This is a genomic window from Nonomuraea maritima (assembly GCF_900100395.1).
GTDB lineage: Bacteria > Actinomycetota > Actinomycetes > Streptosporangiales > Streptosporangiaceae > Nonomuraea > Nonomuraea maritima.
Window position 1 is genome coordinate 39,525 of the sequence record NZ_FNFB01000022.1, and the last position, 14,092, is coordinate 53,616.

The 14,092-nt window shown below is 71.5% G+C and carries 16 protein-coding genes; 6 read left to right on the forward strand and 10 right to left on the reverse strand.

Features of this window, described 5'->3' with window-relative positions:
• Positions 1-236 precede the first annotated feature (236 nt).
• The 4 genes from BLR04_RS28010 to BLR04_RS28025 all read right to left on the reverse strand — a co-directional run bounded on the left by BLR04_RS28010 (position 237) and on the right by BLR04_RS28025 (position 4,263).
• Complete coding sequence (locus BLR04_RS28010) at positions 237-2,027, reverse strand: ABC transporter ATP-binding protein (protein ID WP_245740605.1); 1,791 nt, start codon at positions 2,025-2,027, stop codon at positions 237-239.
• An 8-nt stretch (positions 2,028-2,035) separates the two neighbouring features.
• Entirely contained in the window at positions 2,036-2,587 is a 552-nt protein-coding gene (locus tag BLR04_RS28015) for a redoxin domain-containing protein (protein ID WP_176903320.1), read from the reverse strand.
• A gap of 115 nt (positions 2,588-2,702) precedes the next feature.
• Positions 2,703-3,230 (reverse strand): MauE/DoxX family redox-associated membrane protein, encoded by a 528-nt coding sequence (locus BLR04_RS28020; protein ID WP_342672310.1) that lies wholly within the window; start codon positions 3,228-3,230, stop codon positions 2,703-2,705.
• A gap of 130 nt (positions 3,231-3,360) precedes the next feature.
• Positions 3,361-4,263: a LysR family transcriptional regulator gene (locus BLR04_RS28025; RefSeq protein ID WP_090770812.1), complete on the reverse strand. Its 903-nt coding sequence runs from the start codon at positions 4,261-4,263 to the stop codon at positions 3,361-3,363.
• A gap of 71 nt (positions 4,264-4,334) precedes the next feature.
• Between BLR04_RS28025 and BLR04_RS28030 the strand changes: the two genes are divergently transcribed.
• The 3 genes from BLR04_RS28030 to BLR04_RS28040 all read left to right on the forward strand — a co-directional run bounded on the left by BLR04_RS28030 (position 4,335) and on the right by BLR04_RS28040 (position 6,278).
• Positions 4,335-4,703, forward strand: coding sequence for a YybH family protein (locus BLR04_RS28030; RefSeq protein ID WP_090770814.1), 369 nt, complete (start codon positions 4,335-4,337; stop codon positions 4,701-4,703).
• A gap of 147 nt (positions 4,704-4,850) precedes the next feature.
• Entirely contained in the window at positions 4,851-5,603 is a 753-nt protein-coding gene (locus BLR04_RS28035; RefSeq protein ID WP_143022244.1) for a hypothetical protein, read from the forward strand.
• A gap of 228 nt (positions 5,604-5,831) precedes the next feature.
• On the forward strand, positions 5,832-6,278 hold the full coding sequence (locus BLR04_RS28040) for a hypothetical protein (RefSeq protein WP_143022245.1): 447 nt from the start codon (positions 5,832-5,834) through the stop codon (positions 6,276-6,278).
• Between the two features lie 123 nt (positions 6,279-6,401).
• Here the strand turns inward: BLR04_RS28040 and BLR04_RS28045 are convergent, their stop codons facing one another.
• Complete coding sequence (locus BLR04_RS28045) at positions 6,402-6,995, reverse strand: hypothetical protein (RefSeq protein WP_090770819.1); 594 nt, start codon at positions 6,993-6,995, stop codon at positions 6,402-6,404.
• A gap of 103 nt (positions 6,996-7,098) precedes the next feature.
• On the opposite strand from BLR04_RS28045, the gene BLR04_RS28050 reads away from it, so the two are divergent.
• Together BLR04_RS28050 and BLR04_RS28055 are read left to right on the forward strand one after the other, a co-directional pair.
• Complete coding sequence (locus tag BLR04_RS28050) at positions 7,099-7,818, forward strand: response regulator transcription factor (protein ID WP_245740607.1); 720 nt, start codon at positions 7,099-7,101, stop codon at positions 7,816-7,818.
• Positions 7,808-9,775 (forward strand): ATP-binding protein, encoded by a 1,968-nt coding sequence (locus BLR04_RS28055; RefSeq protein WP_090770823.1) that lies wholly within the window; start codon positions 7,808-7,810, stop codon positions 9,773-9,775. The genes BLR04_RS28050 and BLR04_RS28055 overlap by 11 nt, the downstream gene beginning before the upstream one ends.
• Here the strand turns inward: BLR04_RS28055 and BLR04_RS28060 are convergent.
• The 4 genes from BLR04_RS28060 to BLR04_RS28075 form a co-directional block, all read right to left on the reverse strand.
• A complete protein-coding gene (locus BLR04_RS28060; protein ID WP_090770825.1) occupies positions 9,748-11,160 on the reverse strand; it encodes an oxygenase MpaB family protein in 1,413 nt (470 codons plus the stop codon). The two genes, BLR04_RS28055 and BLR04_RS28060, sit on opposite strands and share 28 nt — an antisense overlap.
• Positions 11,157-11,882 (reverse strand): polyprenyl diphosphate synthase, encoded by a 726-nt coding sequence (uppS, locus tag BLR04_RS28065; RefSeq protein ID WP_245740608.1) that lies wholly within the window; start codon positions 11,880-11,882, stop codon positions 11,157-11,159. The genes BLR04_RS28060 and uppS overlap by 4 nt, the downstream gene beginning before the upstream one ends.
• A 96-nt stretch (positions 11,883-11,978) precedes the next feature.
• A complete protein-coding gene (locus BLR04_RS28070) occupies positions 11,979-12,251 on the reverse strand; it encodes an HAD family hydrolase (protein WP_143022246.1) in 273 nt (90 codons plus the stop codon).
• A complete protein-coding gene (locus BLR04_RS28075) occupies positions 12,235-12,486 on the reverse strand; it encodes a hypothetical protein (RefSeq protein WP_143022247.1) in 252 nt (83 codons plus the stop codon). The genes BLR04_RS28070 and BLR04_RS28075 overlap by 17 nt, the downstream gene beginning before the upstream one ends.
• 135 nt (positions 12,487-12,621) lie before the next feature.
• On the opposite strand from BLR04_RS28075, the gene BLR04_RS28080 reads away from it, so the two are divergent.
• Complete coding sequence (locus BLR04_RS28080; RefSeq protein WP_090770831.1) at positions 12,622-13,140, forward strand: EF-hand domain-containing protein; 519 nt, start codon at positions 12,622-12,624, stop codon at positions 13,138-13,140.
• Positions 13,141-13,164: 24 nt separating this feature from the next.
• Here BLR04_RS28080 and BLR04_RS28085 read toward each other — a convergent pair whose 3' ends face one another.
• A complete protein-coding gene (locus BLR04_RS28085; protein WP_090770835.1) occupies positions 13,165-14,019 on the reverse strand; it encodes a haloalkane dehalogenase in 855 nt (284 codons plus the stop codon).
• Positions 14,020-14,092 lie beyond the last annotated feature (73 nt).

Sequence of the window (14,092 nt, forward strand, 5' to 3'; positions counted from 1 at the left end):
CCACCGGTAAACGGAATAGGCGCCACTGCAGTAGCAGAATTCCTTCCAGGTCGTACAGGCGGCTTGAGCAGTGACTTTCGGGACGAAGGCGGACAACATTCGGTCGCCGAGCGTGTTGAAGAGACGTAGCATGCTCTACTCCCTCGTGAATGACGGGCCGTATTCGGAACGGCTGATAGGCAACGTCTGACTTTGACCCGTTTCGATCTACATTAGAGACTGGAATGAGGTTCTGGTCAATCGCGGTAACCGGCGGCCTGGAGGGAGAACAGCTCGGCGTAGGGCCCTGCTGCCTCGACCAGTTCGTCGTGCGAACCGGCCTGCACCACGGTGCCGGCGTCCAGCACCAGGATCAGGTCAGCGTCCCGGATCGTGCCCAGCCGATGCGACACCAGCAGGCTGGTACCGTCGTCGCGCAGCCGTCGGAAGCCCTGGTGGATCTCGTGTTCGGCCTCGGCGTCCAGACGCGCACTGGGCTCGTCGAGGATGAGCAGGTCTCGACCGCCGCGCAGGAAGCTGCGCGCGATGGCGAGGCGCTGCCACTGCCCGCCGGACAGCATGGTGCCCGGGGTGGTTCCGTTCAGTTCGTCGCCGGCGAAGTAGGTGCGGCTGAGCAGTGTGTCGTACCCGTGGGGGAGCCCGCTCACGATGTCGTGGACACCCGCCTCCCGCGCGGCGCTCTCGACGCGTGACCGGTCCGCCAGGGCCTCGACGTCGCCGATGCCGATGTTCTCGGCGGCCGACAGCTCGTAGGAGACGAAGTCCTGGAAGACTCCCGCGATCCGGGCGCGCAGCTGCACCGGGTCGAGGTCCCGCAGGTCGACGCCGTCCCAGAGGATCGCACCGCGATCCGGGTCGTAGTAGCGGCACAGAAGCTTGATGATCGTGCTCTTGCCCGCGCCGTTGTAGCCGACGAGGGCGACCGCCTGCCCTTTCGGGATCGTCAGGGTGACGCCGCGGAGCACCCACGGGAGATCCTCGCGGTAACGGAACCAGACGTCACGCAGCTCGATGCCGTGCCGCAACGGTGGCACCGGACGGGAGTGGACCGGCAGCGGCAGATCAGGCTCCGCCTCCACGACAGCGAGGTAGTGGCCGAACATCAGCAACTGGGTGTGCGCTCCCGCCAGGTCGCGCACCATGCCGAGAAGCGACGTCTGCACCGAGGCGACGGCGGCGACCAGCATGGAGACGTCGCCGATGGTTACCGTTCCGCCGGCCGCGGCATTGACCACCCAGACCAGGCAGCCGCCGGCCACGGCGGTCGAGAGCATGGTGAGCAGCGCCTCCGTGCGCAGGGACCGCCGGTCCATCGCCCGCTGCACCTGGTTCGCGGTACGGCGTTCGCGGAGCATCCGTTCCCTGAGGAAGGAACCGACACCGAACAGCCTGATCTCGGTCGCCGCGTCGACATCGGACAGCAGCTGGCCGTAGAACAACTCCCGCCGCTCGATCGGCCCGACCGTGTTCATGGCCTCGGCTCGCCGGCGGGCCAGAGCGAACTCGGCGGCGACGGCGGGGACCGCGCCGACCAGGACGGCGATCGCCAGTGCGGGGCTGACGGTCGCCAGGGAGACGGCGAATCCCGCCGTCACCAGGACCTGCTGGAGCAGGTTCAGGCTCACGGTCGTGATCTCGGCCGGTCCTGACCCTCCGGCGTGCCGGGCGAAGCGCAGCCGATCAGCGAACTGCGGGTCCTCGAACCGTCCCAGGCCGACCAGCCTGTTGACCGCGGTGTAGAGCCGGTCGAGGGCGGCGAGCGCGACGATCCGTTCCTGCTCGGCCCGCAGGTAGCGCATCACCTGCGGGACCAGCGCCGTCATGACGCCAGCGGCGACCAGGCCGGTGATCGGCCACAACAGGTCCGCGGGCCCGCCGGGGGCGCTCAGCTGGTCGAGGACCACCTTCGTCAGCCACGCCGCGGTGACCGGCGCGGCCGCGCCCAGCACCGTCAGCACGAGCTGGGCGACGGTCGTACGCGCCGCGACCCGCCAGGCCAGCCGCCAGGCGGCGGCTGCCACCCGCATGCCGGAGGTCACAGCGCAACGGCTCCGGGAAGGACGTCGACCTGGAACCCCGTCACCGCCAGGACGCCGTCCTGGCCCATCAGGCAGAAGGCCGGGTACCCGTTGAGGCCGAACGCCTTGGACATGGCACCGTCGACGTCCGCCTCGACGACGATCTGCGCGAGCCCGCCCAGCTCCTCGCGCAGGCCGCTCAGCTCCTCGGGTGAGCCGAGCAGGACGGCTATCACGTTGTCGCGCCCGCCCGGCAGATCGGACGCGTACCGTACGAAGGCGGGTTTCTGCTCTTCGCAGGACGGGCAGCGCGGCGAGAAGAACGCCACGAGCATGCCGTCCCGGAGGTCGTCACGGGTCACTTCCCGGTTGTCGCCGGTCACGACGCGGAAGTCGCCGACCTGACTTCCGGCGGGCAGGGTGATCTCGCCTTGCCCGGGAGGCTGCACGCGGCCTCGGTTGATCAGCTCGGTGTGCTCTCGAAGCCGCCGGATCACGGCGAGGGTGAGCATCAGATTCAGCAGGCAGATGACGAAGACGACGGCTAACGCGACCCACAGGACTGACATGGCGGAATCCCTCAACGCTCGAGCCTGTCTGGAGCGGCCAGGATAATACTGTTCACGAACAATGGACCATGGTGATCGCATTGTCAGGCCGTTTTTCGGTCGATACGGTTGGGCGTTATTCGGCCGGCCTGAACAAGGTGACGATGTCCTCGAACGCCACGACGAGGATGCCGGTGACCAGCCCGGCGGCACCCGCGAGCAGGGCGTACGGCACTTCGGGCGTGCCCGGTGCCGAGGTGCCGACCAGCCCGAGTACGGCGACGCAGGTGAGCATCAGGTTCCGCGTCATGTGGCTCGCTCCCAGAGGCGTGCTCGACGCCCCGAAGCACCGGCAGGGAGCGCGGTTGCCGTGCTTCAGCGCCCGTCCGATCACCAGTGTGAAGGCGAGGAGGAGACAGCCGGCCAGGGCGAAGCCGGCCCAGCCCGCCACCCGCGCCGGGACGAGCAGCAGTACCGCGGCGACTGCCTCGGTCGTCACCACAGCGAGCGCCACCGGTCGCAGGAGAGGACCCGGCACCTGTTCGAGCCGGCGCAGCGAATGAACGAAGGCGAGCCAGGCGGACTTTCCGGATGCCTTGCCGAAGGCCGCCGTCAGGAAGACCGCCGCGAGCAAAATCCGGCACGCCACTTCCGCATACTGCACGGTGGCCAAATTATCCACTGTGCCCCGGTTTCACAATGATGGTGGATGCCGGTCAAGCGCGGCACCAGGGTATATGGATCAGCTGTCCCGCGGTCGAGCCGACAAGGCACCGTCACGACGCGAAACGGCACTACTGGCGCTCGTGACGGGTTCGGTCTGAGGCCGTGAAGGTGCGGCGGCTGTGGTGGAGGAGTTCGCGTACGGCGGGGTTCGGGTTGTTGCGCCAGATCAGGGCGAGGAGGGCGGGTGCATCGACGTCGGTGAGGGGGAGGGCGATGAGTTGGCCGCGGTAAGCCGAGGCCATCGACTCGCTCAGCACCGCCACCCCGAGCCCGCGCGCAGCCAGGGCGGCGATGGCGTCGGCGGCGCCGGCCGCCAGTGAGATGACCGGCCGCAGGCCCTGCGCCGCGCACGCCTGGTCGAACAGCGTGCGCAGGCCGGTGCCCGGCGGCATGCACACGAGGGGATGGTCGATCAGCTCCCGCAGGGTGACCGTCCCGCGTGCCGCCAGCGGGTGAGCGGGCGGGACGGCGGCGACGAGCCGTTCGCTGACGATCGTCCAGGACTCCAGCCCGTCGGGCGGGGCGGTGGTGCCGACGAGCGCCAGGTCGACGGCGCCGTCGCGGACGGACTCCACGAGCCGGTCGGAGTTGTCCTCGAGCAGGGAGAGCCGCACGCCGGGATGCGCCGCGTGGAAGGCGGCGAGCGCGTCGAACAGCGGAGTGATCGTGCAGCCGTTCACCATGCCGACCGTGAGGCGTCCACTGATCAGGCCGGTGACGGCGCTCACCGCCTGCCCGACCGCCCCGGCGGCCGACAGCGCGGCGCGGGCGTGTTCGAGCGCGGCCTTGCCCGCGACGGTGAGTGTGGCCGTACGGGCGGAACGGTCGAACAACTCGGCGCCGAGCTCGCGTTCGAGGCGCCGGATCTGGGCGCTGACACCGGACTGGCTGATGTGCACCCGCTCGGCGGCACGGGTGAAGCTCTGCTCCTCGGCGACCGCCACGAAGTACTCGAGCTGCCTGAGTTCCATGACTGCGGATTCTAGATCTCAGCACAACCAGCTGTTGGACTTCTGACAGTGGGGTCGGCAGGCTGACGGTCGTGACGGAATACGAGAAGGCCATGCGGCCGGAGGACATCACCCGGCTGTTCGTCGAACGCTCGAACGCCGGTGACGCGGCAGGGGTCGCGGCGCTGTACGAGGAGGACGCGGTGCTCGCGTACCCGCCGGGCAGCCGGACGGTGGGACGCGCGGCGATCCAGGAACTGTGGGAGAAGGTGCTGGCGAACCGGCCGCGGTTCGAGCCGGAGCAGCCGCTGCCGACGCTGGTCAGCGGCGACCTCACGCTGACCTCGACCCCGCCGAGGGACGGGGCCGGCGCCCGGGCCCAGGTCGTACGCCGCCAGTCGGACGGAAGCTGGCTGCGCGTGCTCGACCAGCCCGAGTTCGTCGCCCCCGACCGCCGCTGACCCCGCCCCCTCAACCGCGGACGCGCGCGGGTCAGCATGATCAGCTCCGCGGGCTCGGCCTCCGGATCGGCGGGGGCGAAGGTGAGCGTGGGCGGCACGGGTCGCGTGCGGTTTGAACTGCTCGGGGGCCGCGTACGTTTGGGGGGCATGAGACTGCGATTGACCCTGCTCGTAGCCCTGCTGTCGCTGACGGCGGCCTGTGGCGGAGCGGGATCGGATATATCGGCGGCCGTGGCTGACGACGGGCCGGCGAAGCGGGTGGCCCTGTGGGGCGCCGAAGGCGGGTTCGTCACCGCCACCACGAACGTGCTGCGTCCACCGAGGGTGGTGGTGTACGACGACGGCGTGGTGATCGCCGACGCGAGCAAGCAGCTGAAGCTCAACGAGGACGAGGTGACCCGAACGGTCACCTCGATGGAGAAGTACCTGACCGGGCAGCCGCCGACCGCGTCGCCCAAGCCGGACGCGCCGGTGGTGTCGGACGTGCCGACCACCGTCCTCGGGGTGCAGGGCAAGGACGGGAAGATGGTGGAGGTCCGGGTCCCGGCCCTGGACCAGATCGCGCAGTACTACCCGAAGGAGCTCCCGGAGGCGAAGAAGCTGATGGACGCCCTGGCAACCAAGGCCGCCGAGTCGGGCACCGACTATGTGGGCACCCGCATCCGCCTGGTCGCCGAGGGAGCCGAGTCGGCGGAGGGCAAGCCGTCGCCGTGGCCGGCCGGGGTCGAGGAGCCCTCGGGCACGGTCGACCCGGTCTGGCAGAAGGACCTCGACGGTGCTGCGGCGACCGCGGTCACGAAGGCGGTCCCGGCCGGCCAGGAGTACGGCAAGTCGCTGTTCAGGACGAGCGCGGGAGCACTTTACGTGCTCACGTGGCGGTACCTGCTGCCGGACGAATAACAGGGGCGGCGGCCTGCCTCCACCGAAAGGGGGTGGGCCTGTCGCATGGCGAGCCCTGGTTCCGGCGTCCTGGTCAGCGCCCGCGCGCCCGCCTCCACGCAAAGGGGGTGGGCCGGCCGCACCGGCGCTCCCGTGGCCGGTGCGGCCGGTTGTCCCACGCGGGAACCTGTGCGAGGGCGGCGGTGTAGAGGTAGCGACTATGCACGCGACCTGACACGGGAGTCACCCATGCTTCGCTCCGCCCTCACCCTGGCCCTGGCCTGTTCCCTGCTGGTGGGGTGTGCCGAACAGTCGGCCGGTGGATGTCCTGACCGGTTGTCGCCGGAGCCGTTGCCCACCTGGGCCCGTACGGGGTTCCGGCCGCCTGAGACCCCGATGCCGTACGTCCTGGGCGACCAGGGGGACATCGCGGCCGTGGTCTTCGGCAATCCGTTGCTGTCGCCGCCGGGCAAGGACTACAGCAACAAGATCCTGTGGGTGTCGAGGGTGTCCCAGGACAGGGATCCCCTGCGGATCGAGGCGCGCCTCGACGGTTCTGGCGAGCCTGTCATGCGCGAGGTGCGCGGCGGTCCCGGCCCGTCGGGCATCGACCTGCCGCAGGCGGGCTGCTGGCACCTGACGTTGCGCTGGTCCGGCCACGTCGACACCCTCAGGCTGCGCTACGTCAAGCCGTGACGGCCCGCGCCGACAGAAGACGCGCACCACCAGGACGCGCGCCGCCAGAAGACGCATGCCGTGACGGGCGGGGCGGTGGATGCCACTCGGGGAAGTGCCGCCGCGCCCGTCACGTGCTTGGGGTTACGCCGGGCCGGGCTCGATGGCGCGGCCGCCGCCGAAGGCCTTCACGCGGCAGTCGTTCTGGATCTTGGTGATGTCGACGCCGTCCGCGGGAACGCTCGCGTACTGCCAGCCGAGCTTGGCGGGGGCGGGCCTCTTGACGAGGTGGACGTCGAAGCCGTGGTCCTGCAGGCACTTGGCCTCGATGCGGACGCTCTTGGCGTAGTTCGGGTTCTTGGCCGGGTCGAGCTCCGGCGGCAGCAGCGGCCGCAGGTGCTCGCAGGCGGCGCGCGCGGACTTCTCCGCCGCCTTCGACCAGGTGCCCTTGCTCGGCATGCCGTGCTCGGTCAGGCAGCCGGCGTACGCGGCGCGGAACTTGCGCACCTCGGCGGGGGAGCTGTCCAGACGCAGCTGCGGGCGGGACTTCGCGGCCTCGGCGGGCTTCTGCTTCGCGGCCGTCCTGGCGGTCTGGGCGGCGGGCGCGGGGGCGGGGGAGCTGGGGCCGCTCGCCGCCTCGGCGGCGCTGCAGGCGGTGAGGAGGCCGCAGGCGAGGGCGGCGAGGGAAAGAGCGGCGGCGTGCCGTGCGGACACGCGCTGCTGGGTTCGGTTGCTCATGCCGGAGAGATTGGTGGAGCAATGTCAGGAAGTTGTCAGGATCCCTTGGTCGGCCGATGAGCAGGGGCGAGGTGGTCCCGAGGCCGACCTAGTATCGCCAACTGTGGGTGCATATGTCCTGGTGGCAGAGGACGACGTCAAGCAGGCCGAGCTCATCCGTCGCTACCTGGAGCGGGAGGGCCACGAGGTCGCCGCCGTCCATGACGGCCGCGCGGCGCTGGAGTCGGTACGCCGTCGAGCCCCCGACCTGCTGGTGCTCGACGTGATGATGCCCAGGGTCGACGGGCTGGACGTCTGCCGCGTCCTGCGCGCCGAGTCGGACCTCCCGGTGCTGATGCTGACCGCCCGCTCCACCGAGGACGACCTGCTGCTCGGCCTCGACCTCGGCGCGGACGACTACATGACCAAGCCGTACAGCCCGCGCGAGCTGATGGCCCGCGTCCGCACGCTGCTCAGGCGCGCCCGCACCGCCGCCGCGCCGGCCCTGTCGCCCGCGCCGGTGCTGCGGGCCGGCGCCCTGGTCGTGGACCCGGCCCGGCACGAGGTCAGCGTGGACGGCGTGCCCGTCGAGTGCACCCCCGGCGAGTTCGCGGTGCTGGAGCTGCTCGCCACCCAGCCAGGACGGGTGTTCACCCGCGAACAGATCCTCGCCCAGCTGCACGGGTTCGACCGTTACATCACCTCCCGCACCGTGGACGTCCACGTGATGAACCTCCGCAGGAAGATCGAGCCCACACCACGGCGTCCGGTACGGCTCGTCACCGTCTACGGGGTGGGCTACAAGCTCGCCGACGACCGGCGGGACCCGCGCGATGCGGGCTGACGTGCCGCTGCACCGCAGCCTGCTGCTGCGGCTGCTCGCGGTGTCGGTGCTGGTGTCGGTCTGCTCGATCGCGGCGACGGCCTGGCTGACCGCGCGGAGCACCACCGTGGCGATCAGGCAGGAACAGGGACAGGCGCTCGCCGACGACGCCCGCACGTACGACACCCTGCTCGGCTACGCGGCCACCCATCCCGGCTGGGACGGCGCGGAGAAGGTGGTGCGGCAGCTGGCGCGCGAGACCGGTCGTCGCGTCACGATCACCACGGAGCAGCGCGTGCCGCTCGTGGACTCCGACGACGGGCCGCCCGCGACCCTGCCCGCCCGGCCGACCGCGTCGATCGACCCGCTGCACGTCGACACGGTGCTCGCGGCCGGCGCGTCGCAGGACACGCCCTTGACGGACGCGTCGCAGGACACGCCCCTGGCGGATGCGCCGCAGGACACGCCCAGGCCACAGGCGCCACAAGGCTCGATGGATGCGCCACAAGGCGCGTCCTTGGCGGGGACGCCGCAAGGTGGGATGCCCGACCACATCGACCCGCGCGCCGTGGGCCCCTTCCTGCTGCCGTCGAAGGAGCGCGACGCGCTGCGTATCGCCGCCGAGCGGCGCGCCGCCTGCCTGCGCAACTCCTTCGGCGCCGTCGCCGCCATCGCCTACAGCCCGAGCGGACGGCCTGTGCTGGACCCTGGACAGGCGCGCCCGTACGCGGACACGCGGTGCGTGAGCGCGGTTCTCAACCAGCCGACCGCCACGGAGGCCAAGGCGCTCAAGGCGCTGCAGAAGCTCGTCGACAGCTGCCTGACGCGACGGCACGAGCCGCATGTGCGGCTCAACCTCGGCTTCACCTGGACGCGGCTGCCCGCGGCCGTTCCCGCCGAGGCGGCGCCGGACGACGCCTTCCACGGCGACGCCGTCCAGGAATGCGTCACCGGCAGCCGCCGCGAGCAGCTCGCGCCGTACGTCGCCCCGCCCGCGCTGCTCTTCATCAGCAGCCGCGCCGGCGACATGTCGACCGTCTTCGACCTGTCGCCGGAGAACCAGGCCCGCATCGCCGGCGTCGCCGCCCTCGTGCTGCTGATCACCGTGACCGCGAGCGTCACGGCAGGAACCCGGCTGAGCCGCCCCCTGCGGGCGCTCACCGACGCCGTACGGAACATGGAGGAAGGGCGCGCCGCCCGCGTCGAGGTCAGAGGGAAGGACGAGATCGGCAAACTCGCCGCGGCCTTCAACGCCATGGCCGAGCGGCGCGAGCGGCTGGAGGAGCTGCGCAAGGCGATGGTCGGTGACGTCGCCCACGAGCTGCGGACGCCGCTCAGCAACATCCGCGGCTGGCTGGAGGCCACCCAGGACGGGATCGCCGACCCCGACCCGGAACTCGTGTCGTCGCTGCTGGAGGAGGCTCTGCTGCTCCAGCACATCATCGACGACCTCCAGGACCTCGCGGTGGCCGACGCGGGCGAGCTGCGGGTGCACGCCGAGCCGGTCGAGGTGGCCGACCTGCTGGCCCAGGTCGCGACCGCGCACCGGGGCGGCGCGGAGGCGGCCGGCGTCACGCTCGTGACACGGGCCGACGGCCGGCTCCGGCTGGTCGCCGACCCCGTGCGACTGCGCCAGGCGGTGGGCAACCTCGTCTCGAACGCCGTACGGCACACCCCGCCCGGCGGCACCGTGAGGTTGCTCGCCCGCCGCGACGGCGGTGACGTGGTGATCGACGTCGCCGACACCGGCAGCGGGATCGCGCCCGACGACCTTCCGCTGGTCTTCGAACGGTTCTGGCGGGTGGAGAAGTCGCGCAGCAGGCGGAGCGGGGGCAGCGGGCTCGGCCTGCCCATCGCCCGCAAGCTCGCCGAGGCCCACGGCGGGTCGCTCAGCGCCACCAGCGTCGTCGGCGAGGGCTCGACCTTCACGCTTCGGCTGCCCGCGCACGATCACGCCTGGGAGAGCAGCGAGGCGTAGGCGCTGGAGTGCTGCTGCCCGGACATGAACGAGACGAACTGCCTGACGAACGCGCCGCGCGAGTAACTCGTGCCGCCGCCGTCGGCGAGGTCGCGCTGGAAGGCCGTACGGAACAGATTGTGGTACTCGTCGGCGTCGATCGCCCCGTCGTCGTCGGCGTCGGTGACGTCGAACAGCACGTCGGCGACCTTGATGAGCCCCGAGCCGGGCAGCGAGGCGGCCGCCGCGGCGTACTCGTGGCGGGTGACGCGCCCGTCGCCGTCGCCGTCGAGGGCGGTCTGCAGCTCCCGCCACCAGGCCGCGTACGCCTGGAACAGTCGCTCCTCGTCGTGCTCGCCGAGGTCGAGCCGGGTGGCGACCTCTCGGGCCATGGCGGCGAGGTCGGGCCAGCGCAGGTAGCCGTCACCGGTCTGGTCGAGGACCTCGGCGAAGAACCGGTCGGCCGAGCGGACCGTCTCGCCGTCGTCCTCGGCGGCGGGGGTGAGCAGGCGGACGAGGGCCGCGGCCTTGCCCGCCTGGCGGCGTACGGACGCCCAGGGGTCGGCGCCCGCGCCGGCCAGGCCCATGAAGGTCTCGACGCGGGTCAGGCTCTCGGGCAGGTAGCGGGTGGCGAGCGCGGCGGCGAGGTAGGTGGACCGCATGAGCGTGCGCGCCCCCGGCAGGTCGGGCAGGGCCACCCGCCGGCTGAAGGACTCGGGGAGCGAGGCGACGATGATCGCGGTGGCCAGCGGGCCGGCCACGGACCGGCCCATGACCCACAGCTCGGGACGGGCGCGCAGCGCCGGCGGCGCGGGCACGTCGGCGAGCAGCCGGTAGAGGATGACGCCGACCGCCTCGTTGTTCTCGAGGCGGTGCTCGACGACGTGGTCGTAGTAGGGCCAGAACTCGGGCAGCGTGGCGGGCAGCCGGTCGCTGCCGCCGTCGATCAGGGCGAGGAACGTGCGGTGCTCGTCGTAGAGCCGCCGCATCGCGTCGGCGTCGAGCACCTCGCCGCCCAGCCGGCACATCGTCACCGTCGACTCGAAGAGGGTGGCCACCACCCAGGCGCGCGCGTCGCGGTCGGTCGCGTCGTAGGGGCGGCCCTGCGCGTCGGTGCCGGACATGCGGGCGTGGAGCCGGTTGAGCCTGACCACCTCGCGGTCGCGTACGCGCGGATCGGGGTCGAGGATCCGGCGCGCGCTCGTGGCGGTGTTGCGCAGCCGCCGCCACGGGTGCGTGAGGAACGTGGAATGCTCCATCAGCGCCGCGCCGATCTGTGGATGGGCGGCCTCCAGCAGCGTCGCCCGGACGACCGGGAGGGCCCAGCGTGCCTGGCCGACCAGGCGGCGCAGGATCGAGTCTGGCCCGAAGACGTCGGCGCTCTCCTGGGGGGTGGTGCGGCTCATCGAGGCCCCTCTCCTGTCGTGGTGGCGGTCCGGCCTACGTCGCCGAACCTGCGCCGGCGCCGCCGGTAGGCGTCGAGGCACTCCCGGAAGTGGGTCGCGCGGAAGTCGGGCCAGAGCACCTGAGGGAAGATCCACTCGGCGTAGGCCACCTGCCAGAGCATGAAGTTGGAGATGCGCTGCTCACCGGAGGTGCGGATGACCAGGTCGACGTCAGGGGTGTCGGAGTACGGCAGGTGCTCGGCGAAGCTGGCCTCGGTGACCTGGTCGGCCGGCAGTGCCGAGCGGATGAGGGAACGCGCGGCCTCCACGATGTCGCGGCGGCCCCCGTGGTCGAAGGCGACCGTCAGGGTCATGCGCCGGTTGTCGCGGGTGAGCGTCATCAGGTCGGCGACGTCGCGGACCAGCGGCGCCGGGATGCGCGGGTCGCTCATGCCGAGGAACCTGCAGCGGACGCCCCTGGCGTGCAGCACCGGCGCGTGCTTGCGGATGGCCCGGCGGACGAGCCTCATCAGGACGTCGACCTCGACGGCCGGCCGCCGCCAGTTCTCGGTGGAGAACGCGTACAAACTGAGCCACGTGACGCCGGACGAGCGCGCGGCCTCGATGACGTCCATCACGGCGGCCTCCGCGGCCTCGTGGCCCGCGGTGCGCGGCAGTGATCGCAACGCGGCCCAGCGCCCGTTTCCGTCCATCACACAGGCCACGTGACGCGGCACAGCCATGACCACCCCCATAACCGTCCGTTACTCTAGCTTTACCCTGCGTGTTGTCAAGGTGAGCGATGGGACGGCGGTGGGGCTTCCCGGCGTGCGTGAGGGCTAGCGGCTTCGGTCGGCGCGGGAGGCGCCGTCCTTGCGGTCGAGCCAGTCGGCCACGCGGGCGGCGAAGTCGCGTTTGGCGTACTCGTCCCATGAGTCGAGGGTCGCGCCCGTGTAGTGGCCGTCGACGACCTCCAGTGAGGGGCCGCTGCACCTGGTGAAACCGTACGTCTCACACAGGTGGTCGCCGACGGGACGCCAGGCCAGGGTGGCGAGAACCGGGACGACGCGGCGGCTCTCGCACCAGGCGAGCACGTCAGGGATGCCGTCCACGAGCGGCAGCGAGGCCGGCCGGGCGCGGACGCGAGCCTCGCCGGCGCCCGCCCAGCCAGCGGGCGTCGAGCTCCTCGACCGTGCGGCGTCGACGAGTCCCCCAGGCCGCCTCCGCCTCCTCCAGTGCGGCGAGATGGCCGAGGTCGGCCGCCAGGTGCTGGGCGGACGACCGGCCGGGCACGAGCGTGCCGTCGACGTCGAAGAAGGCGATCGACACGGCGGGGGGACGGGTCATGGCGATCATTGTCGTCGCCGGTGCTGCTCGCCGGACGGCCGAGGGTGACGTAACAAGTTACTCACCGGGAGGGAATGGTCACTCGTGGTGACATGGCGTCACCATGAAGCCGTCCGCGAGAGAACGGAGGCTGAAGTGGCCAGTGAGTTCCAGCGTAGAAAGGTCGGCGGTGTCTTCCGCGCGATGGACGTCGACGGTGACGGCCGGCTGACCGAGTCCGACTTCCAGGCGCTCGCCGACCGCTGGACGGCCGTCGCCGGCCCCGTCGACCCGCACCGGCTGGCCTCCGTCATGACCGGCTGGTGGCCGGTTCTCCAGGACGCCTCGGACGGCGACGGCGTCACCCTCGACGAGGTGCTCCTTGTCGTGGACGGCCTCGACGGCATGACGGACGCCGTCGCCGGCACCGCCGACGCGATGTTCGAGGCCATCGACCTCGACGGCGACGGCTTCATCTCCCGTTCCGAGTACGCCGCGCTCATCGAGACGTGGAGCGGCGCGCCCACGGCCACCGACGACGTCTTCCCCCGCCTCGACCTGGACGGCGACGGCCACCTCACCCGCGAGGAGTTCCGCACCCACTGGACCGAGTTCTGGGCCGGCGACAACCCGAACGCCCCCGGCAGCTACGTCTTCGGCCCACCGGCGCGCTGACCCACCGGCACGGGTGGGGGGTCGTCATGAAGATCCCCTGACCCGGGCGGCCCAGCTCGCGACGGCCGCCGCGATCGCCTCGGGCTGGTCCTCCGGCGTGTGGTGGCCGGCGACGCCGTCGTGCCTGACCACTTCCAGGCCGGCCATGTGCTCGACACACCAGTCGATCATCGCGGGCGTCATCATGGTGCCGGGGCCCGGCCGGAACACGATGAGCAGCTTGGGGACGTCGGGGTCGGCGGCCAGCCATCGGTCGTAGGCCTCGACCCGGGCCACGACGTCGGCGGGCTCGCCGCCCAGCGGCATCGAGCGGGCCCACCGCAACAGCGGCAGACGGCTCTTTCTGGTCGGGTACGGCTGCTCGTAGGCCGCGAGGTCCTCCGGCTTCATGGGCGTGGCGACGGTGCCGGGCAGGCCCTCGCGCAAGAAGTCCAGCATCATGGTCTCCCCGACGCCCGGCGTCTTGATCGCACGGAACAGCTCGCGGCCGCCGTCGGGGAACTCCTCCCAGGTCATCGGCTTGACGATGGTCTCGGTGAAGGCGATCCCGCGTACCCGTCCAGGGTGGCGCGCCGCCCAGTCGAAGGCCAGGGCGCCGCCCCAGTCGTGGCCCACCAGGATGACGTCGTCCAGTTCGAGGGCGTCGAACCAGGCGTCCAGGTAGCGGGCGTGGTCGGCGAAGGAGTAACCGATGTCGGGCTTGCCCGAGCGGCCCATGCCGATCAGGTCGGGGGCCAGGCGGCGGCCCGATCGCACGGCGGGCAGGACGTGCCGCCACAGGTGGGAGGAGGTCGGGTTGCCGTGGAGGAAGACCGTGGGCGATCCGTCGCCGAGGTCCTGGAAGTGCATCGTGGAGTCGAGGACGTGCCTGACAGGCATGGGGGGCTCCGAAGGTCGAGGTCGGTCGGGTCGCGATCACCGGGAAACTGCGGCGTTGCGGGGGCCCGGGCCG

Excerpts from the sequence above, each read along its gene's own strand:
- BLR04_RS28010 (WP_245740605.1), bottom strand. The coding sequence starts at position 2,027 with ATGCGGGTGGCAGCCGCCGCCTGGCGGCTGGCCTGGCGGGTCGCGGCG.
- BLR04_RS28015 (WP_176903320.1), bottom strand. The coding sequence starts at position 2,587 with ATGTCAGTCCTGTGGGTCGCGTTAGCCGTCGTCTTCGTCATCTGCCTG.
- BLR04_RS28025 (WP_090770812.1), bottom strand. The coding sequence starts at position 4,263 with ATGGAACTCAGGCAGCTCGAGTACTTCGTGGCGGTCGCCGAGGAGCAG.
- BLR04_RS28035 (WP_143022244.1), top strand. The coding sequence starts at position 4,851 with ATGAGACTGCGATTGACCCTGCTCGTAGCCCTGCTGTCGCTGACGGCG.
- BLR04_RS28040 (WP_143022245.1), top strand. The coding sequence starts at position 5,832 with ATGCTTCGCTCCGCCCTCACCCTGGCCCTGGCCTGTTCCCTGCTGGTG.
- BLR04_RS28045 (WP_090770819.1), bottom strand. The coding sequence starts at position 6,995 with ATGAGCAACCGAACCCAGCAGCGCGTGTCCGCACGGCACGCCGCCGCT.
- BLR04_RS28055 (WP_090770823.1), top strand. The coding sequence starts at position 7,808 with ATGCGGGCTGACGTGCCGCTGCACCGCAGCCTGCTGCTGCGGCTGCTC.
- BLR04_RS28060 (WP_090770825.1), bottom strand. The coding sequence starts at position 11,160 with ATGAGCCGCACCACCCCCCAGGAGAGCGCCGACGTCTTCGGGCCAGAC.
- uppS (WP_245740608.1), bottom strand. The coding sequence starts at position 11,882 with ATGGCTGTGCCGCGTCACGTGGCCTGTGTGATGGACGGAAACGGGCGC.
- BLR04_RS28075 (WP_143022247.1), bottom strand. The coding sequence starts at position 12,486 with ATGACCCGTCCCCCCGCCGTGTCGATCGCCTTCTTCGACGTCGACGGC.
- BLR04_RS28085 (WP_090770835.1), bottom strand. The coding sequence starts at position 14,019 with ATGCCTGTCAGGCACGTCCTCGACTCCACGATGCACTTCCAGGACCTC.